The sequence below is a fragment of the Rhizorhabdus sp. P4_G6 genome (assembly GCF_056401045.1).
In genome coordinates this window covers 115,742-135,942 of the sequence record NZ_JBFUKC010000004.1, presented here as the reverse complement: position 1 = coordinate 135,942, position 20,201 = coordinate 115,742, and the positions used below count along the sequence as shown (strand labels likewise).

Here is a 20,201-nt window from a genome sequence, read left to right as displayed (position 1 = left end):
TGCCCGCCACTGCCGGGCTGGGCAAGCGTCTTGACCACATATAAAGATTTCTTTATGTGTGAATATATGCCGTGCGATGCCCTCTCCATCTTCCGGGCGCTTGCCGACCCCACCCGCCTGCGCATCTTCCATCTGTTGCGCGCGATGGAGTTGTCGATCGGGGAGCTTGCGCAGGTGTTGACGCAGAGCCAGCCGCGTGTTTCCCGCCACGTCAAGATACTCGCGGATGCCGGGCTGTGCGTGCGCCGCAAGGAAGGCAGCTGGGTGTTCCTCGGCCTCGGTGCCGAGGCGTGCGTCACGCCGCTGTTCGCGGCGATCGACGACTGGAACCGCGCTGCCGACGATGTCTGGGCGGTCGCGGATCGTGCGCGACTGGCCGCGGTGCGCGCCGATCGCGCTGCCGCGGCAGCGCGATATTTTGCCGAACATGCCGAGGAATGGGATGCGATCCGCTCGCTCCATGTGCCCGAGAGCGCCGTCGAGCAGCGCATCGTCGATATGCTGGCCGATGCGCCGATCGGCAGGATGGTGGACATCGGCACCGGCACCGGCCGCATGATCGAACTGGTCGGCGGCCAGGCTTCGGCGGCGCTCGGAATAGATCGCAGCCCCGAGATGCTTCGCCTTGCCCGGGTCAAGCTGTCCGAAGCCGGGCTCGCCCAGGCCGAGCTGCGGCAGGGCGACATGTATGCGCTGCCGCTCGGCGATGGCTCGGCCGATCTCGTCATCCTCCACCAGGTGCTCCATTTCGCCCAGCATCCGGCGGCGGCGATAACCGAGAGCGCACGGCTGCTGTCGCCCGGCGGCCGCCTGCTGATCGTCGATTTCGCCAGTCACGAGCGCGAGGATCTGCGCAGCCGCGACGCGCATGTCCGCCTCGGCTTCGACGATGATCAGATCGGGGGCTGGTTTCACGCGGCCGGGCTGGGGTTGGACCGGGTCGAGGCGCTGGTCGGCGATGCGCTGACCGTCAAATTATGGTTGGGCTTGCGCGGCCAGCGCAGCCAGTTGAAGGCAGTATCATGACATCGCTACCGTTGACCCAGCTCGAAGAAGCGCGCCGCGCGCTCGATGCTCCGCTGTTCGCCGACCTGGCGGGGGACGCCGCCGTCTCGTTCGAATTCTTCCCGCCCAAGACCGAGAAGATGGAAGAAACGCTGTGGAATGCGATCCAGACGCTCGCGCCGCTCAAGCCGCGTTTCGTCTCCGTCACCTATGGCGCCGGCGGCTCGACGCGTGAGCGGACCCACCACACCGTGGCGCGGATCGCGAGCGAGACGGATATCCCCGCGGCGGCGCACCTGACCTGCGTCGAGGCGAGCAAGGCCGAGATCGAGGAGATCGCCCGCGGATATTGGGCTGCCGGGGTGCGGCATATCGTTGCGCTGCGCGGCGATCCGCCCGTCGAAGGGACGAAGTTCACGCCCCATCCGCAGGGCTATCGCAACGCTGCCGAGCTGGTTGCAGGGCTGAAGGCGATCCATCCGTTCGAGATTTCGGTGGCGGCCTATCCCGAATGCCACCCCGAGGCGGCGAGCGTCGAGAGCGACATCGCCAATCTGAAGGCCAAGTTCGACGCGGGCGCCACGCGCGCGATCAGCCAGTTCTTCTTCTCTCCCGAAGCCTATTTCCGCTTCTGCGACCGAGCCCGCGCGGCCGGCATCGTTGGCGAGATCGTGCCCGGCATCCTGCCCGTGTCGAACGTCGCGCAGACGCGCAAGTTCGCCGGGCTCTGCGGTGCCGCCATCCCGGCGTGGATGGACCGGCTGTTCGAGGGTCTCGACGATCACCCCGCGTCGCGCCAGCTCGTCGCCGCGACGATCGCGGCGGAGATGTGCCGCCGCCTCTATGCCGGCGGCGTGCGCCAGTTCCATTTCTACACGCTCAATCGTGCCGAACTGTCCTTCGCGATCTGCCACCTTCTCGGCCTGCGGGCAGATGCCAAGCAGCTCGAGGTGGCGGCGTGACATCCGGAAGGTTTCCCCATGCAGAAGTCTGAAGCCGCCATCCGTTTCCGCGAGCAGGCGAAGCAGCGCGTCCTGATCACCGATGGCGCGTTCGGCACCATGATCCAGAGCTACAAGCTCCAGGAAGCCGATTATCGCGGCAGCTATGATCTGGCCGATGATCAGAAGGGCAACAACGACCTGCTGGTGCTGACCCGCCCGGACGTGATCGATGAGATCACCCGGCAATATCTCGACGCGGGATCGGATATCGTCTCGACCAACACCTTCAATGCCAACATCATCAGCCAGGCCGATTATTCGGCGGTCCATCTCGTCCGCGACATGAACCTCGCGGCCGCCCGGATCGCGCGCAAGGCGGCCGATGATTACGCAGCCAGGGATGGCCGTCCGCGTTTCGTCGCGGGTGCGATCGGGCCGACCAACAAGACGCTGTCGCTTTCGCCCGACGTCAATGACCCGGGTTTTCGCGCGGTCGATTTCGACACGATGCGCGACGTCTATCAGGACCAGACGGCGGCGCTGCTCGACGGCGGTTGCGACTTCATCCTGATCGAGACGATCTTCGACACCCTCAACGCCAAGGCGGCGATCATGGCGGTGCTCGAGGAGCAGGCGAAGCGGGGCGTCGAGATCCCGATGATGATCTCGATGACGATCACCGACATGTCGGGCCGCAATTTGTCGGGCCATTCGGTCGAGGCGTTCTGGCACGCGATCCGTCATGCCCATCCGTTGACGGTGGGGCTCAACTGCGCCTTCGGTGCCGATCTGCTGCGCCCGCATGTCCAGGTTTTGTCGGGCATCGCCGACGTGCTGGTGATGATCTACCCCAATGCCGGCCTGCCCAACGACCTCGGCCAATATGACGAGCGGCCGCACACCACCGGCAACTTCATCAGGGACTGGGCGGACCAGGCGCTGGTCAACGTCGTCGGCGGCTGCTGCGGATCGACGCCGGCGCATATCGCCGCGATGGCCGACGCGGTGGCGGGCAAGCCGCCCCGCGTTCCGCACGCGCATGACCATCGAACCCGGCTGGCCGGCCTCGATCCGATGATCATCGCGGCCTAGACATTTTCTCCGTCATCCTGAACTCGTTTCAGGATCCACCACCCATCCACCCAAGCCTTCTCCAAGCGGCAGAGTGGATGCTGAAACAAGTTCAGCATGGCCAGGCTACACCAATCATGACCAGTTCGACCCCCTCCACCGCCCAGTTCGTGAATATCGGCGAGCGCACCAACGTCACCGGATCGGCGGCGTTCAAGAAGCTCATCATGGGCGGCGACTATACGAAGGCTGTCGAAGTCGCGCGGCAGCAGGTCGAGAACGGCGCGCAGGTCATCGACGTCAACATGGACGAGGGCCTGCTCGACGCCGAGTTCGCGATGACGACCTTCCTCAAGCTGATGGCGGCCGAGCCCGACATCGCGCGTATCCCGGTAATGGTCGACAGCTCGAAATGGTCGGTGATCGAGGCGGGGCTGAAATGCGTGTCGGGCAAGCCGATCGTGAATTCGATCAGCATGAAGGAGGGCGAGGAGGCCTTCCTGCATCACGCCCGCAAATGCCGCGCCTATGGCGCCGCCGTGGTGGTAATGGCGTTCGATGAGGTCGGCCAGGCCGATACGAAGGAGCGCAAGGTCGAGATCTGCGAGCGCGCCTACAAGCTGCTGGTGGCCGACGGCTTCGCGCCCGAGGACATCATCTTCGATCCCAACATCTTCGCGGTGGCGACCGGCATCGACGAGCATCGCCGCTATGCGATCGACTTCATCGAGGCGACCGCGGAGATCAAGAAGCGCTGCCCGCATTGCCACATTTCGGGCGGTGTCTCGAACCTGAGCTTCTCGTTCCGCGGCAATGAGCCGGTGCGCCGGGCGATGCACAGCGTGTTCCTCTACCACGCGATCCAGGCGGGGATGGACATGGGGATCGTCAACGCCGGCCAGCTCGACGTTTACGATGCGATCGATCCGGAGCTGCGCGAAGCCTGCGAGGACGTGATCTGGGACCGGCGCGAGGATGCGACCGATCGCCTGATCACGCTCGCAGAGCGCTATCGCGGCACCGATGCGGTCGCGGAGAAGGCGGCCGAGGAATGGCGCGGCTGGGGCGTCGTCAAGCGGCTCGAACATGCGCTGGTCAAGGGCATCGACGCCTATGTCGTCGACGACACCGAGGAAGCTCGCCAATTGTTCGACCGGCCGATCGAGGTGATCGAGGGGCCGCTGATGGACGGGATGAACGTCGTCGGCGACCTGTTCGGGTCGGGCAAGATGTTCCTGCCCCAGGTCGTCAAATCGGCGCGGGTGATGAAGAAGGCGGTCGCGCACCTGCTGCCGTTCATCGAGGCGCAGAAGGTCGCGGGCGCGCGGCCGAAGGGCCGGATCATCATGGCAACCGTCAAGGGCGACGTCCACGATATCGGCAAGAACATCGTCGGCGTCGTGCTCCAGTGCAATGGCTATGAGGTGATCGACCTCGGCGTGATGGTGCCGTGGATGACGATCCTGGCCGCCGCCAACGAGAATGATGCCGACATGATCGGGCTGTCGGGCCTGATTACGCCGTCGCTCGACGAGATGGTGACGGTGGCGGCCGAGATGCAGCGCACCAACATGACGATGCCCCTGCTGATCGGCGGCGCTACCACATCGAAGGTCCACACGGCGTTGCGGATCGCGCCGGCTTATGCCGGGCCGGTGGTGCATGTCCTCGACGCCAGCCGAGCGGTCGGCGTTGCGTCCACGCTGCTGTCCGATACCCAGCGCGACGATTTCGTTGCGAAGACCGCGGCGGATTATGACGCGGTGCGCAGGGCGCGCGAGGGCAAGGGGCAGAATGAGCTTGCGACCCTGGCCGAGGCGCGGGCCAACGCCTTCGTCGCCGATTTCGCGCTGAAGCCCGAAGCGCCGAAGCACCCCGGCACGCATGTCTTCGCCGATTGGCCGATCGAGGATCTGCGCGACTATATCGACTGGACGCCGTTCTTCCGCGCCTGGGAGCTGGCTGGCAACTATCCCGCGATCCTCGACGACGCTCTCGTCGGTGATAGTGCGCGAAGCCTGTTCGCCGATGCGCAGACGATGCTCGACACGATCATCGCCGAGAAATGGCTTACGGCGAAGGGCGTCGCCGCGCTGTGGCCGGCGCGGAGCGAAGGCGACGATGTCCTCGTCCAGCCGGGCGAGGCGTGGGTGCGCCTGCCCTTCCTGCGCCAGCAGATAAAGAAGCGCGAAGGCCGTGCGAACATGTGCCTCGCCGATTTTGTCGATCGCGAGAATGACTGGCTGGGCGGTTTCGCGGTCAGCATCCACGGTATCGATTCGCACAGCGCCCGATTCAAGGCCGACTATGACGATTATCGCGACATCCTGCTGAAAGCGCTCGCCGATCGCCTCGCCGAGGCGTTCGCCGAGCGCCTCCATCTGCATGTCCGCACCGATCTGTGGGGCTATGCCGAGGGCGAGCAACTCACCAACGAAGCGCTGATCCGCGAGCAGTATCGCGGCATCCGGCCGGCGCCGGGATACCCGGCCTGTCCCGATCACAGCCACAAGCCGATCCTGTTCGATATGCTCGACGCTTCCGAAGCTACCGGCGCCACCCTGACCGAGAGCTTCGCGATGTTGCCGACAGCGGCGGTGTCGGGCTTCTATTTCGGCCATCCCGAGGCGGCCTATTTCGGCGTTGCGCGGATCGGACGGGACCAGCTCGAGGACTATGTCGGCCGACGCGGCGTGGACCTGGAGACGGCGGAGCGGTGGCTGCGGCCGAACCTGGATTAACCCGATCCTCATCGGCCGTGGCATATCGTCGCGGCTTGGTGCGATAGGCATGGACCCCCGGCTTCCCAGGGGAGAGGGTATCGGTATGTGGCGTCGGCTCTCAGTGCTCCTTCTTTCGGCTGCGCCGCTTTCAGCGGCCCCCTTCACCGTCGAGCAGACCGGTGCATCCTACGCGACGCTCGGCGAAGCCGTCCTCGCCATCGGTGACGGCAACGGCTCGATCCTGATCGCGCCCGGCCGCTACAAGGACTGCGCGGTGCAAACCGCCGGCCGCATCGCCTATCGTGCCGCGCGCCCGCTGGCGGCGATCTTCGACGGCGGCATTTGCGAGGGCAAGGCCGTACTGGTGTTACGCGGGCGCGGGGCGAGCGTCGACGGGCTCATCTTCGAAAATCTGCGCGTGCCCGACGGCAATGGCGCGGGCATCCGCATCGAGAAAGGGCCGCTTGCCGTCACCCGCAGCATCTTCCGCAATTCGGAAGAAGGCATATTGGGCGGCGGCGACGATCCCTCGTCGGACATCAGCGTCGATCGGTCGACCTTTTCCGGCCTCGGCCGCTGCGACCGGGGGCTCGCCTGTGCGCATTCGATCTACGCCAGCGCCTTTCGCTCGGTGACGGTACGGCGGAGCCGATTCGAAAAGGGCCGGGGGGGCCATTATGTGAAGAGTCGCGCCGGCCGCATCCTGGTTAGCGACTGCAGCTTTGACGACAGCGCTGGCCGTGCCACCAATTACATGATCGACCTGCCCGAGGGAGCGACCGGGCGCATCGAGCGCAATTTCTTCGTCCAGGGCGCCGACAAGGAAAACCATGCGGCCTTCATCGCAATCGCGGCAGAGGCGCAGCGCAACAGCTCGGCGAATCTGCTGATCGCCGACAATGTGGCGAATCAGGTGCGCGGGGCCGCATGGCCGAGTGCGCTGATTGCCGACTGGAGCGGATCGGCCAAGCGGGTCGAACGAAATGGAACAAGCCCGCAACTGCAGGTGCTGATGCGCGTCCTGCCGGACAACCCCACCTTCGCGGACAAGGTGCGGGCGCGGCTGCGCTATTATGCCGGGCGGGTTCGTGATCGCCTGATCGGCTGATCACGAATGCAAAAGATGCATGCAGTTGCATAAATTGCATTCGTGGCGACCTGTTTTGAAATTGCGTTGGAAGGAGCCCCTTCTTATTTGTGCTGCATCGCACAACGGATGTTCGGCAACGAATAATCCCTAGAAGGAGCAAGAACATGACGTATTTTGAAGGTGCAGCTACGGCTTTCTTCGCTGTTGCGGTGCAAGCGCTCGCAGTCGCGGTCGTTCTCGTCCACTAAGCACATCTCCCGGACCGGCCGCCCTCGTGGAGGCCGCCGGGGGCGCATGACCGCTGTCTAGCGTGGGCACGCCCCGCCGAGATCAAGGCAGCGGCCATCGACCGGTACTGGTGGCTCTATCCCCGCCACAGCCGCCAAGGTTGGCGCGATATCGACGGTCTCGATCGGCTGATCACGGGTTTCCGCGGTAACCTGCGGCCACCAGAATAATATCGGCACCTGCCGATCATGATCCCATGGGGAGCCATGACCAGCCACGGCGTCGCCCATGCGGCGCGGCACGCCGAAGCTGGTGTGTTCCACATAAGCCACCGCAATGTCGCCGGAGCGATCCCGGTCATAGCTTTCGTTGAACCGCTGCTGCATCGTCAGCCTGTCGGGCGGCGTTCCAGCCGGCACCGTGGCGGCTTCGATCTCGGCGCGGCTATAGGCCGCCCTCACTTCGGATTGCCGCTTCAACCAGTCGATCGCCGCCCGCTGCACTTTCGCGGCAAGCGCCGGATCAAGGCGAGGATCGATCACCAGCTGTTGCGGATCGTCGCCGATGATCGGTGCGGAGGCGAGCGCGAAATCTTCCTTCAGCGTCGTGTTGAGCCTCCCGATAAAAGCTCTGGAATCCAGCCGGGCTGCCCTGTTGTCGTGCTCATGCTCGCGCTCGGCGGCGTCGGTTGCGCCATGATCGGCGGTCAGCACCACCATGATCGGTACGCCGCCTGCCCTAGCTTTCGCGATCAGCCGGCCGATCGCGGTATCCAATGCGGCCTGCTGGACGCACATTTCCGCGCCGCCATTCCCGAAACGATGGCCGACATAGTCGGTGGCGGAAAGGCTCACCGACAATATGTCGGTAGCCGGGCCGCGACCCAGTTTCTCGCGTCGGATCAACTGGATGGCGAAGTCGACAGTGGCTTCGTCAAGGAGCGGCGACGCACGGAGCGCATCGTGGAAGGCCTTGGACTCAAGGAACCTGTCGCCGCCGGTGACCCCCTGAGCCATTTCGGGTGGTACGCGGCCGGAGATATCCATCTGCCCGAAGCGACGCGGCCGCTGGAGCGCAGCACAGGCGCTCGAAGGGTTCTGCCAGAGCGCGGGCGGCGCAACCTTCCATCGGTGCATCAGCTTGCGGTCGAACTTTTCAGCGCGCCTGATTCCTTCCGGGTCGGCCGCGCCGGCGAAGCGCGAGGTCTGGAAGCCCTTGCCGTCGACCCACCAGTAGACGCCGTCGGCATGCTTGCCGGCCATCATGATCGCGGCGCGGTCCTTGCCGGAAACCGCAAAGGAGCGCGCGCCGGGCTCGGCTGCCTTGATCCAGTCGCCCAGCGTCGTCACCCGCATGTTCTGCGGCCCTCGCGCATCGGGATCGGCCTCTCCCGGTGGTCCGGCGCAATAGATGTTCGAGCCGGTCTTCAGGTCGAGCCAGCTGTTCGACACGATGCCGGTGCCCGATGGATGCCGCCCGGTCAGGATCGTTGAATGGCCGGGACAGGTCTCGGTTGCGGCGTGGCTTTGGTAACCAGTCGGATAGGCGACGCCGCCTGACAACGTCTTCAACCCGTCGACATAGCTTTCCCGATAGCGCTTGAAGACTTCGCTCGAGAATTGATCGACCGCGATGGTGAGGATCAGCCTCGGTTTGGGCGGAGGTGCGGCCTGGGCGGCAAGGGGAAGGGCGGCGAGAGCGATGGCCAGCATCTTGCGTCGCATGATCACTCCTTAGCCACTGGCGGGTACCGATGAGCTGACGGATATAGGTCTGGAGCATGTCACTTCGGTGAACTATTTCGCCACCCAGACGCGTTTGCCACCCACCCAGGTTTCCAGCGGCCGCGCCGCGCGGATGTCCGTCGCGGTCGCGGTGAAGATGTCGCGGTCGAGGATCAGGAAGTCGGCCATGTGACCGGGCGCCAGGGTGCCGAGGCGGTCCTCGGCGAAACCGGCGAAGGCGGCGGTGGCGGTGAAGGCGCGGAATGCCTCGGTGAGGCTGATGATCTGCTGCGGCTGCCAGCCGCCCGCAGGCTGGCCGTCGGGCCCTTGCCGGCTGATCGCCGCGGCCAGGGCCGGAAAAGGATTGGGGCTCTCCACCGGGTAATCCGACCCGAAGGCGAGCGGCACCTTGTTGTCCAGCATCGTCTTCCAGGCATAGGCGCCGCCAAGCCGCGCGGGCCCCAGCCTGGCTTCGGCCATGGTTCGGTCGGAGATTTGGTGGAACGGCTGCATCGAAGCGACGATGCCGTTCTTCGCGAAGCGCGGCAGGTCGGCAGGATCGACGATCTGGGCATGCTCGATCCGCCAGCGGCGGTCCCCCTTATAGGTTTCGCCAAGCTCCTCGATCGCGCCGAGCACCTGCGCATTGGCGGCGTCGCCGATGGCATGGACCGCGACCTGGAAGCCATCCATCGCGGCGCGGCTCATCAGGTTGCGCAGCTTTGCGTCGTCGAGGAACTGCAGTCCGCGCTGTCCCGGCGCATCGGCATAGGGAGCCTTGAGCCAGGCACCGCGCGATCCCAGCGCGCCGTCGGCATAGAGTTTGACGCCGATCATGCGCAGCTTGCCGTCATAGAGCCACGGTGTCGGGCCGGTGCCGGCGACCGACAGCAACGGCTCGATGCCATGGGCGTAGGAAATGACGCGCACCCGCAGCCGCCCGGTATCGCCGGCGCGGCGCATCACCTGCCAGTCCTCTGCACTGGTGCCCATGTCGCAGGTGGCGGTAATGCCATAGCCGAGCAATATATCCTGCGCCTTGGCGAGCGCCGCGTCGCGATCGCGCGGCAGCATCGCCGGCACCGCGTCGAGGATCAGCTTCTGCGCTGCATCGACGAACACGCCGGTCGGGTTGCCCTTCGCGTCACGCTCGATCCGTCCGCCGGCCGGGTCCTTGGTTCTCGCGGTGATGCCCGCTGCCGCCATTGCCGCCGAATTGGCGAGCACGGCATGGCCATCGACCCGATCGAGCACCACCGGACGGCCGGGCGTGATGGCATCGATGTCGGCTGCGGCGGGGAAGCGACCGAGGCCCCAACGGTCCTGGTTCCAGCCGCCGCCCCGGATCCAGGGCGGGGTCGGCCGATCGGCGGAATATCTGCGCAGCGCCGATTGCGCCTCGGGCAGGCTGTTGGTGCTGGATAGGTCGAGCGACAGCGCCACCTGCCCGAGGCCCATGACGTGGCCATGGGCGTCGATCATGCCGGGAATGACCGTCCGGCCCCCGGCGTCGAGCCTGAAGTCGAGCCTGTCGGGGCGCTTGTCGCTGCGGTCGAGTAGTCGGGCAACCTTGCCCTGATCGTCGATGAGCAGCCCGGTGAAGCGGACGAGCTGGCCCTTCTTGTCGAAGCTGTAGCCGTTGGCGTTGTCGATGAGGCCATCGGCGAGGGCGGGGGAGGCGAGGAGGGCGAGGAGGGCGGCGAGGAGGGGTTTGCGGGAGTTCGTCATCCCGGCGGAGGCCGGGATCTCAGGAGAATTGCGCGCACCCTCAGCTCCTGGGACCCCGGCCTCCGCCGGGGCGACGGATTGGGCAAAGCCGACCGGTCCGCCATGCCGACGGAACGACAGGCTCATATCTTCGGCAATCGCTTGACCACCGACGAGATATCCTGCCGCCCGCAGCCGAGTGCCTGGGCATCGGCATAAAACTGGTCTGCGAGCGCGGTGAAGGGGAGGGCGGCGCCATTGGCGCGGGCTTCCTCGATCGCGATGCTGAGATCCTTGCGCATCCAGTCGACCGCGAAACCGAAGTCGAAGCTGTCCTCAGCCATCGTCTTCCAGCGGTTGACCATGTACCAGCTCGCGCCGGCGCCGCCCGACACCGCCTCGAACACCTTGTCGAGATCGAGATCGGCATTCTGGGCGAAGCGCAGCGCTTCGGCGGCGCTCTGCATCGCACCGACGATGCAGATCTGGTTCACCATCTTGGTGGTCTGGCCGGCGCCCGGCCCGCCGACATGTACGATCCGCGACGAATAGGCCTCCATCAGCGGAGCCGCCGCGGCCATCGCCTTGTCCGACCCGCCGCACATGATTGCAAGGGCGCCCGCTTCGGCACCCGACTGACCGCCCGACACTGGCGCATCGACGACGAGCAGCCCGCGATCGCGGCCTTCCACCGCGAGCTGGCGGGCGATCTTGGCCGAGGCCGTGGTGTGATCGATAAAGAGGGCGCCTTTCTTCATGGCGCGGAAGCAGCCATCGCTGCGCAGGGTCACGGCCTCCAGGTCGCCGTCGGCGCCGACACAGGACAGCACGGCATCGGCGTCTTCGGCCGCGGAGGCGGGGGTAGGCGCCCAGCGGCCGCCATGTTTCTCCACCCACGCCTCGGCCTTCTGCCGGGTGCGATTGTACACGGTGACGTCATGGCCGGCGGCGGCGAGATGTCGAGCGATCGGCGCACCCATCGCGCCCAGTCCCAGGAATGTCACTTTTGCCATGGGCCCCGCATAAGATGGATTTTCCGGGTGCGCTAGGACTCTGCTGCCTAATCGGCTATGGCGCGGCCACTATGGCAAGCGTGCACAAGCAGACCGGCGCCGAGGGCGTCCCCGTGACCATCGACGACGTTCGCGCAGCGCATGCGCGGATCGCTCCCTCGATCGTGCGTACCCCGATCCTGAAGAGCCGCACGCTCAGCGAGATCATCGGCGCCAATGTCTGGCTGAAGTTCGAGAATCTCCAGTTCACGGCCGCCTACAAGGAGCGCGGCGCGCTCAACAAGCTGTGCCAGCTGTCGGAGGAGCAGCGCGCCCGCGGCGTGATCGCCGCCTCGGCGGGCAATCACGCGCAGGGCCTCGCCTATCATGGCAAGCGACTGGGCATTCCGGTCACCATCGTGATGCCCAAGTCGACGCCGACCGTGAAGGTGCAGCAGACCGAAGGCCATGGCGCGCGCGTGATCCTGACCGGCGAGGGGTATGACGATGCCTATGCCGCGGCGCGCGAACTCGAAGCGCGGGAGGGGCTGACCTTCGTCCATCCGTTCGACGATGTCGACGTGATCGCCGGGCAGGGCACGGTTGCGCTCGAAATGATCGAGGACGCGCCCGAGCTGGACATGTTGGTGGTGCCGATCGGTGGTGGCGGACTGATCTCCGGATCGGCGGTCGTGGCCCGCGCGGCGGCTCGACCGATGCAGGTGATCGGCGTCCAGGCCGAACTCTATCCGTCGATGTACGCCAAGATGAAGGGGCTGATGCTGCCCTGCGACGGTGATACCCTGGCCGAGGGCATCGCCGTCAAGCAGCCCGGGGCGATAACCTCCGAAATCGTGCGAGCGCTGGTGGACGATATCGTGCTGGTGACCGAGCGCGATCTCGAAACCGCGGTGTCGATGCTGCTGCAGATCGAAAAGACGGTGGTCGAGGGGGCGGGAGCGGCCGGGCTTGCCGCGCTGCTGGCACATGGCAAGGCGTTCCGCGGCAAGAATATCGGCATCATCCTGTGCGGCGGCAATATCGACACCCGCCTGCTCGCCAACGTCCTGTTGCGCGATCTGGCCCGCTCGGGCCGCCTCGCGCGACTCAGCATCCGGCTCCGGGATCGCGCCGGCGCGCTGTACCATGTCGCGCGCGTGTTCAACGAGCAGCAGGTGAACATCGTCGAGGTCTATCACCAGCGCGTATTCACGACCCTGCCGGCCAAGGGCCTGATCGCCGAAATCGAATGCGAGACCCGCGACGCGGCGCATCTCGAGCGCCTACTCAAGGCGCTTCGCCACGAGGGCTACGAGGTCGAAACCATCGAAGCGGCGTAGTTGTTGGCCCTCAGACGCCGGGCGCAGCACATCCGTGCCGCTGGGCTTCCTCCCCCCCGGATCAAGTCCGGGGTCGGACGCGCTGTACGCGCTTGTCTCTTCGGACCCGTTTTGCGCGGCGCGAAGCCCGGCATCGGGACACGCCAGTGTCCCGCAAGGCCGAACGGCCGCCGCGCCTTATGGGCGCGAAGCCAAGGCCACGAATGTGGCCGCCCGGCGTTTGAGGGCATACAAAAGAATCAAGGTTAATGCTCTTTTCATGAGGTTCGTGCGTAGGCATAATTAATATAGGTCGATGAGCGACCTCTTGTTTATGGGGCAGGCTTTCGGATGACGGCGCAGTTTCGCTTTCCGCGCTTCTTCGTGACGACGCCCGGTCCGTGCCCGTATCTTCCGGGCCGTACCGAGCGGAAGGTCTTTACCGAATTGTCCGGCCCCAACGCCGGAGAGCTCAACGACGCGCTCGGCCGGATCGGTTTCCGCCGCAGCCAGGGCGTGGCCTATCGCCCGACATGCGCCGATTGCCAGGCCTGCGTGTCGGTGCGGGTCGTATCAGCCGAGTTCAAGCCGAACGCCAGCCAGCGCAAGCTGCTGCGCCGCCACGCGGATATCGAGGTCAATGTCTGCAAGCCGTGGACGACCGAGGAGCAGTTCGCGCTGCTGCGCCGCTACCTCAAGTCGCGCCACCCGGGCGGCGGCATGGCGCAGATGGACGAGCTCGATTTCGCCGACATGGTCGAGCAGACCCCGGTGAAGACTCACATCATCGAATATCGCGAGCCTTCGGTGGACGGCCGGCCAGGCAAGCTGATCGGCGCGTGCCTGACCGACAGCCAGTCGGATGGCGTGTCGATGGTCTACAGTTTCTTCGAGACTGAGGATGTCGCACGGCCCGGCCTCGGCACCTTCATCATCCTCGACCATATCCGCCGTGCGGCCGAGGCCGGCCTGGCCTATGTCTATCTCGGCTATTGGGTCGAGGGGTCGCCCCGCATGCAGTACAAGACCCGCTTCCAGCCACTCGAGCGGCTGTCGGCTGGCGGCTGGCATCGCCTGGAGGTGCCGGCGCCGACGAGCAGCGAGGGCAAGGGCAGCCCCTTTCCCGCACCGTCCAAGCTCGGCCAGATGATCTGAACCAACCGGCTAGACCATGATCGTTTGAGGTGGAAGCGCGTGGCGCTCTCGCCGGAAACGTGAATCATGCTCTGTCGATGGTTTGGACCTCGATTCACGGATCAGGCTGATTCGGCCTTATCCGATCAAGGTCGAGGCGGCCAAGCTTACTGCCCGTTCCCCGTCACGCGCCAGATCTTGCCGCCGACATCGTCGCTGACCAGCAGGCCGCCGCGCTTGCCGATCGCGACCGCCACCGGCCGGCCGCGCGCCTGCTCGTTCCTGGACAGGAAGCCGCTCAGGATCTCGACCGGCTTGCCCATCGGCTTGCCCTGGGCAAAGGGCACGAACACCACATCGTAGCCCGAAAAGGGCCGCCGGTTCCACGATCCATGCTGTGCAATGAATGCGCCGTGGGCGTATTTCGGCCCCAGGATCGCACCCTCGGCGAAGGTAAGGCCCAGCGCCGCGACATGCGGACCGAGCGAATAGTCGGGGCGGATGACATAGGATTGCAGATCCTCATCCGGCTCCGGCACCCGCTTGTCGACGACACCGCCCCAATAATACCAGGGCCAGCCGTAGAAGCCGCCGAACTGCACTTCGGTGAGATAGTCGGGGACGATGTCCGAACCGATCATGTCGCGCTCGTTGACGGTCGTCCAGAGGTCGCCGGTGGTGGGCTCGAAGGCGAGGCCGTTCGGATTGCGCAGGCCATAGGCATAGATGCGTTCACGACCGGAGGGCAGCTCGATCTGCCAGATCGCCGCCCGCTTCGCTTCACGGTCCAGGCCGTTTTCGGCAATGTTCGACGCGGATCCGACCGCAACGAAGATCGACTTGCCATCCTTGGCGAGCAGCAGGTTGCGCGCCCAATGATTGAAGCCGCCGGGCAGCTTGGCGATCACCACCGGCTTCGCGTCGATCCTGGTCTGGCCCGGTGTGAAAGGCACCCGGACGAGCGCGTCGGTGTTGCCGATATAGAGCTGGCCATTGGCCCAGGCCATGCCGCTGGGCGAATTGAGGCCCGAGATCAGCACCGTCTGTAGTTCGGCCCTGCCGTCGCCATCGGCGTCGCGCAGCAGGATGATGCGATTGGGCGAGGGCGCAGCTGCGCCGGCGCGTTCCATCATCTTCTTCATGACGAAGCCGTCGATCCCGTCGCCGCCATTTTTTTCGTCGCGGGGTGGCGAGTTGCTCTCGCTGACCAGAATGTCGCCATTGGGCAGCACATAAAGCCAGCGGGGATGGTCGAGCCCCTCGGCGAAGGCCTTCACCGCAAGCCCTGCCGCGGCGGTCGGCGTCTCACCGGGCTTCCAGCCGACTGCCTTGGCCACGTGCAGCGTTGGAATCAGCGTGTCGTTCGGAGCGATGATCTTGGGCCCGGGACCAACCGTCTCCGCGAAATCGACCGTCGCACGTTCCCGCGTGGCAAGCACATAGATCGCGACGACCACCGCCAGCACGATCAAGACCGGAATGGCGATGAGCAGCTTCTTCTTGGTCGACATCAGGGGCGTCTCCGGGGCGTGCGCTCGGTAATGATAGCGCCTTAGCACGTCATGCCAGCGAAGGGGCGTAGGATCGGGCTGAGCCTGTCTTGTACCAGCATATCATTGCTCGGTCTGCTCCCGCGACACTGGCGGGTGAAGCAGCAGCCGCTTGACCCGGCGTTCGTCGGCGTCGGAGATTTCCAGCCGCCAGCCGCTCGGATGCTCGACGATCTGGCCGATGTGCGGAACCTGGCCGGCCAGCGCCGAGGCGAGTCCGCCCAGCGTCTCGACATCGTCCTCGATATCGGCGAGCCGCGGATCGATCAGCCGGGCGACGTCCTCGAGTTCGGCGCGGGCATCGGCGGACCAGATCGAGTCGCCGAGCGCCACGAGCAGGTCTTCCTCCTCCTCGTCATGCTCGTCCTCGATGTCGCCGACGATCTCCTCGACCAGATCCTCGATCGTCACCAGCCCGTCGGTGCCGCTATATTCGTTGAGCACGATGGCGAGGTGGGTGCGCGTCTCGCGCATCTCCGCCAGCAGGTCGATGATCCGCATCGACGAAGGCACGTAGCGCGGCTGGCGGATCAGCCCCTCGATCGTCGCCGGCCGCGCCGCGCCGGTGGCGATGATGCGGAATACGTCCTTCACATGGACCATGCCGGTGACATGATCGAGATCCTCGTTGTAGACCGGCAGCCGGCTATGCTCGGCCTCGGCGAAGCGCGCGACGAGTTCGTCGAAGCCGATCGTCTCGGGCACGGCGATGATGTCGCCTCGCGGTACGCCTATGTCGCCGACATTACGTTCGCCGAAGTGGAGGATGTTGCGAAGCATTTCCCGTTCGGCGGAGGAGAGGTCGTCTCCCTGATCGCCTTCGCTGTCATGCTCCTCGATGACCTCTTCGATCTGGTCGCGCAGACTGGGCTCATGCTCGCGCGCGAACAGCGAGCGCAGCCCGCGCCACCATCGTCCGCCGCTATCCGCGGCGCTGCTACTGCTGTCGTCGGGCATCGTCTTTCTAGTGTGCCGTTCTCATGCGGTGATTCGCTATCCGAAATGAGGGGCGGGGGGCAATGGCATTCTGCCTCGCTGAAATGGTGCTTTATGCCAGGCCGGGCACCGGCTCAACCTGCACTGGTGCAATGCATGAGGGATCTACGGGATCACCGTCACGCACCATAGTGAGATCGGAAATGCGCAGGTAGCGGAAGCTGTGCGGCCAGTGCTCGACCCCGACTTTTCCAGGCGGCACCGGGCAGATGCTCGTCGCTACGCTGGCGCCAAGCAGCGAGTCCGAAAAAGCGGCATGATAGCTTATCGCCTGCCCATAGCCATTTTCCACGAACAGGATCATGTCGGGCCGACCTTCTATCCGCTTCAACGTGATCCTCACCAGATATGCCCGCGGGGGCATCGGCGTTGGCAACTCGCCCGACGCTTCATGTGGTACGATAGAAACAATGGCGCCATTCCCCACGTCCGCCTTCCCGCTCATCGACAACATCGCGTCGCGCTCCAACGTGGTCTGCGGCTGCATCGGCACCGTGTCCGTCGCCTTGAGAGTGAAGCCCTTTTTGCCCTTTGTCGCGAGGGTCACGACCGATGAGGTTCCTGCGGGGATAGCCAGGAACAGGATGGGCTGACCGAGGGAGCGAGCGCTGGCTGCTGTCATTGATAAGGCTATCGCGACCAGCGCGAAAAGAGGAGCGGCCCTCAGCTTCACTCCTCTGTCACCACATAGGGATCGTCGATGCCCAGGCTTGCGAGTGCGGCGCGTTCCAGGTCCTCCATCGCCTCCGCCTCGTCGTCGGCGATATGGTCGTAGCCGAGCAGATGGAGCGTGCCGTGGACGATCAGGTGGGTGGCGTGCTCGGCCGTCGCGACGCCTTTCTCTCCGGCCTCGCGCTCGCAGACGCCGCGGGCCAGGATGATGTCGCCGAGCAGCACTTCGCCATCGTCGCCATTGGCGAGCGTCTCGAGCAGGTCGTCCTGCACCATCGGGAAGCTGAGCACATTGGTCGGCTTGTCCTTGTGCCGATACTGGCGGTTGAGCGCCTGGACCTCGTCGTCGTCGGTCAGCCGGATCGAGACTTCGGCGGTGTAGGACGCGGTCAGGATCTCGGCATGGGGCGTCGTGCCGAGCGCGGCCATCACCGCCTCGGTGGCGAGGGTTTCCCAATCCGTGCCGTCATCCCAGGCGGGTTCACCCTGAACTGCAACCTCGATCACGCGTCGTCCGGTCCTTCATAGGCTTCGACGATACGGCCGACGATCGGATGACGGACGACATCGGCGGCGCCGAAGCGGACAGTCGCGATGCCTTCGATACCCTCCAACTTGGCCACCGCATCGGCCAGGCCCGACTTGCCGATATCGGGAAGATCGATCTGCCGCGGATCGCCGCAGACGACCATCCGGCTGTTCTGGCCGAAGCGGGTGAGGAACATCTTCATCTGCGCAGGCGTGGTGTTCTGCGCCTCGTCGAGGATGACGAAAGCGTCGCCCAGCGTGCGGCCGCGCATGAAGGCGATCGGTGCGATCTCGATCTCGCCCGAGGCGATTCGCCGTTCGACCTGCTCGGTCGGCAGCATGTCGTAAAGCGCGTCGTAGAGCGGACGGAGATAGGGATCGACCTTCTCCTTCATGTCGCCGGGCAGGAAGCCCAGCCGCTCGCCTGCCTCGACAGCGGGCCGCGACAGGATCAGCCGGTCGACCGTGCCCTGGATCAGCTGCTGCACGGCCTGTGCGACGGCGAGATAGGTCTTGCCCGTGCCCGCCGGCCCGAGCGCGAAGATGATGTCGGAGCGGTTGAGCGCCTCCATATATCTGATCTGGGTGGCCGAGCGCGGCACGATCGTCTTCTTGCGGGTGCGGATCATCACCTTGGGAAGATCGGAAACGTCGCTGCGGATGATGCCGTCGAGTGTCGGTTCGGCCGACATCGCGATCACCGCTTCGACGGCGCCGCTGTCGAGATCCTGGCCCTGGACGATGCGGTTATAAAGGCCGGTGAGCACCTCGCGCGCACGGCCTGCGGCCTCCGCCTCACCTTCGATCTGCAGCTTGTTGCCGCGTGCCGCGATATAGACCCCTAGCCGGTTCTCTATCGCTACCAGGATCTGGTCGAATTCGCCGAACAGGCGGCCGAGCAGCTGGGGTTTGTCGAACATGATCTCTAGCCGGGCGCGATCTCCGGCCTGCGCGGGAACTGGCTTGCGCGACATAAGGTGCGGCAGCTTCCTTTCCTTGGGAACCCGAGGACGGGTGTCTTCCGGCTCACAACGATCCTACGCGCATTTCGACCCGTGCGAAGGGGAAAAGCGGTAGCGCGTTGCACTTATCCACCGTTGATGGAGGAAATCGCTGATGATCGAGGCGTCGTCGATGGTGCGGGTGCCATGAGCGTTGGCGAGGTGACCACCAAGCCCGTCATGCTGTTCGGCCCCGCGGCGACAATGTCCACCGTCATCAGTTCGCCGATCGCGGGGCCGTCCTCGACAATCACCGACTGGAGCCATGGCGACTTGCCGATCCGCTGGCCGGGGCGCTTGCCGTCGCGCTCGATCAGCACCTCGCAGCGCTTGCCGACGGTGGCGAGGTTGAAGCCATGCTGCTGCTCGTTGAGCAGCGCCTGCAGGCGCTGCAGCCGCTCGTCCATCACCTCGGCGTCGACCTGGTCGGCCATCGTAGCGGCGGGCGTGCCGGGCCGCGGGCTATATTTGAAGCTGAAGGCCAGAGCGTGGTTGACCGCGCCGACGATGTCGAGTGTGGCGGCGAAATCGGCTTCGGTCTCGCCGGGGAACCCGACGATGAAGTCGCCGGATATGGCGATGTCGGGGCGTACCGCGCGGACCCGTTCGATCAGCTTCAGATAGCTGGCGACGTCGTGGCTGCGGTTCATCGCCTTGAGGATGCGGTCCGATCCGGCCTGCACCGGCAAATGGAGGAACGGCATGAGCTTGGCGACATCGCCATGCGCGGCGATCAGGCGATCGCTCATGTCGTTGGGATGGCTGGTGGTGTAGCGGATGCGGGCGAGGCCGGGCAGCGCGTCAAGCTCGCGGATCAGGCCGTCGAGTCCCTGCGCTCGTCCGCGCTCGTCCTCGCCGCTCCAGGCGTTCACATTCTGGCCGAGCAGGGTGATCTCGCGCGCGCCGGCATCGACGAGCGCCTTGGCCTCGTCGACGATTGCCCCCCATGGCCGCGAGATTTCCGCACCGCGCGTATAGGGCACCACGCAATAGGTGCAGAATTTATCGCAGCCTTCCTGGACCGTCAGGAAGGCGCTGGGCCCGGGGCGGCGGCGGCCGGGCAGCGCGTCGAACTTCGAGGCGGCCGGCATGTCGGTATCGAGCGCACGCTTGCCCTGCGCGGCGTCGGCTACCAGCTGGGGCAGGTTATGATAGGCCTGCGGGCCGACGACGATATCGACCGCAGGCGCGCGGCGCGGGATCTCGGCGCCTTCGGCCTGGGCGACGCAGCCGGCGACCGCTATCATCGGCTGTTGCCGCCCCCGGGACCGCTTGATGATCCGGCCGATATCCGAATAGACTTTCTCGGCCGCCTTTTCGCGGATGTGGCAGGTATTGAGCACGATCAGCTCGGCCTGTTCGGCGCTGTCGGCGGCCTGCATGCCCTGGGCTTCGAGAAGCTCGGCCATGCGCGTGCCGTCATAGGCGTTCATCTGGCAGCCGAACGATTTGACGTGGAAGCTCTTGGGGGCGGGACGCGACATCGCCGCGCCTATAGGCGAAGCGGCGACAAACGA

The 20,201-nt window shown here is 65.4% G+C and carries 15 protein-coding genes and 1 pseudogene; 7 read left to right on the top strand and 9 right to left on the bottom strand.

Going from position 1 to position 20,201, the window contains the following annotated elements; all coding sequences use genetic code 11:
• The first annotated feature begins 54 nt into the window (after positions 1-54).
• The 5 genes from AC1DPF_RS06380 to AC1DPF_RS06360 all read left to right on the top strand — a co-directional run bounded on the left by AC1DPF_RS06380 (position 55) and on the right by AC1DPF_RS06360 (position 6,851).
• Complete coding sequence (locus AC1DPF_RS06380) at positions 55-1,026, top strand: ArsR/SmtB family transcription factor (RefSeq protein WP_477960282.1); 972 nt, start codon at positions 55-57, stop codon at positions 1,024-1,026.
• Complete coding sequence (gene metF / locus AC1DPF_RS06375) at positions 1,023-1,967, top strand: methylenetetrahydrofolate reductase [NAD(P)H] (RefSeq protein WP_477868526.1); 945 nt, start codon at positions 1,023-1,025, stop codon at positions 1,965-1,967. Before AC1DPF_RS06380 ends, metF begins: the two co-directional genes overlap by 4 nt.
• A gap of 18 nt (positions 1,968-1,985) precedes the next feature.
• Positions 1,986-3,041: a homocysteine S-methyltransferase family protein gene (locus tag AC1DPF_RS06370; RefSeq protein ID WP_477960280.1), complete on the top strand. Its 1,056-nt coding sequence runs from the start codon at positions 1,986-1,988 to the stop codon at positions 3,039-3,041.
• 116 nt (positions 3,042-3,157) lie between these two features.
• Entirely contained in the window at positions 3,158-5,761 is a 2,604-nt protein-coding gene (gene metH / locus AC1DPF_RS06365) for a methionine synthase (protein ID WP_477868530.1), read from the top strand.
• A gap of 85 nt (positions 5,762-5,846) precedes the next feature.
• Positions 5,847-6,851 (top strand): right-handed parallel beta-helix repeat-containing protein, encoded by a 1,005-nt coding sequence (locus AC1DPF_RS06360; RefSeq protein ID WP_477960277.1) that lies wholly within the window; start codon positions 5,847-5,849, stop codon positions 6,849-6,851.
• A 287-nt stretch (positions 6,852-7,138) separates the two neighbouring features.
• Here AC1DPF_RS06360 and AC1DPF_RS06355 read toward each other — a convergent pair whose 3' ends face one another.
• The 3 genes from AC1DPF_RS06355 to AC1DPF_RS06345 all read right to left on the bottom strand — a co-directional run bounded on the left by AC1DPF_RS06355 (position 7,139) and on the right by AC1DPF_RS06345 (position 11,505).
• A complete protein-coding gene (locus AC1DPF_RS06355; protein ID WP_477960275.1) occupies positions 7,139-8,785 on the bottom strand; it encodes an alkaline phosphatase family protein in 1,647 nt (548 codons plus the stop codon).
• A gap of 72 nt (positions 8,786-8,857) precedes the next feature.
• Complete coding sequence (locus tag AC1DPF_RS06350) at positions 8,858-10,513, bottom strand: amidohydrolase (protein ID WP_477869256.1); 1,656 nt, start codon at positions 10,511-10,513, stop codon at positions 8,858-8,860.
• A gap of 122 nt (positions 10,514-10,635) precedes the next feature.
• Positions 10,636-11,505 carry an NAD(P)-dependent oxidoreductase gene (locus AC1DPF_RS06345; RefSeq protein WP_477868538.1) on the bottom strand — a complete coding sequence of 290 codons (870 nt, stop codon included), beginning with the start codon at positions 11,503-11,505 and terminating at the stop codon, positions 10,636-10,638.
• Between the two features lie 71 nt (positions 11,506-11,576).
• On the opposite strand from AC1DPF_RS06345, the gene AC1DPF_RS06340 reads away from it, so the two are divergent.
• Together AC1DPF_RS06340 and AC1DPF_RS06335 are read left to right on the top strand one after the other, a co-directional pair.
• Positions 11,577-12,824 carry a threonine ammonia-lyase gene (locus tag AC1DPF_RS06340; RefSeq protein ID WP_477868540.1) on the top strand — a complete coding sequence of 416 codons (1,248 nt, stop codon included), beginning with the start codon at positions 11,577-11,579 and terminating at the stop codon, positions 12,822-12,824.
• Between the two features lie 330 nt (positions 12,825-13,154).
• Positions 13,155-13,958, top strand: a complete 804-nt coding sequence (locus AC1DPF_RS06335; protein WP_477868542.1) for an arginyltransferase — start codon at positions 13,155-13,157, stop codon at positions 13,956-13,958.
• A gap of 146 nt (positions 13,959-14,104) precedes the next feature.
• On the opposite strand, the gene AC1DPF_RS06330 is transcribed toward AC1DPF_RS06335, so the two are convergent.
• The 6 genes and pseudogenes from AC1DPF_RS06330 to miaB form a co-directional block, all read right to left on the bottom strand.
• Positions 14,105-15,448, bottom strand: a complete 1,344-nt coding sequence (locus AC1DPF_RS06330) for a PQQ-dependent sugar dehydrogenase (RefSeq protein WP_477960273.1) — start codon at positions 15,446-15,448, stop codon at positions 14,105-14,107.
• A 102-nt stretch (positions 15,449-15,550) separates the two neighbouring features.
• On the bottom strand, positions 15,551-16,444 hold the full coding sequence (locus tag AC1DPF_RS06325) for a hemolysin family protein (RefSeq protein ID WP_477868546.1): 894 nt from the start codon (positions 16,442-16,444) through the stop codon (positions 15,551-15,553).
• A gap of 91 nt (positions 16,445-16,535) precedes the next feature.
• Positions 16,536-17,030, bottom strand: a complete 495-nt coding sequence (locus AC1DPF_RS06320) for a hypothetical protein (RefSeq protein WP_477960271.1) — start codon at positions 17,028-17,030, stop codon at positions 16,536-16,538.
• A gap of 122 nt (positions 17,031-17,152) precedes the next feature.
• Entirely contained in the window at positions 17,153-17,662 is a 510-nt protein-coding gene (gene ybeY / locus AC1DPF_RS06315; protein ID WP_477868548.1) for an rRNA maturation RNase YbeY, read from the bottom strand.
• Positions 17,659-18,657, bottom strand: coding sequence for a PhoH family protein (locus AC1DPF_RS06310; protein ID WP_477960269.1), 999 nt, complete (start codon positions 18,655-18,657; stop codon positions 17,659-17,661). The genes ybeY and AC1DPF_RS06310 overlap by 4 nt, the downstream gene beginning before the upstream one ends.
• A 191-nt stretch (positions 18,658-18,848) precedes the next feature.
• Positions 18,849-20,180 (bottom strand): annotated as a pseudogene (gene miaB / locus AC1DPF_RS06305) (tRNA (N6-isopentenyl adenosine(37)-C2)-methylthiotransferase MiaB); the annotation flags it as partial.
• Positions 20,181-20,201: the final 21 nt, after the last annotated feature.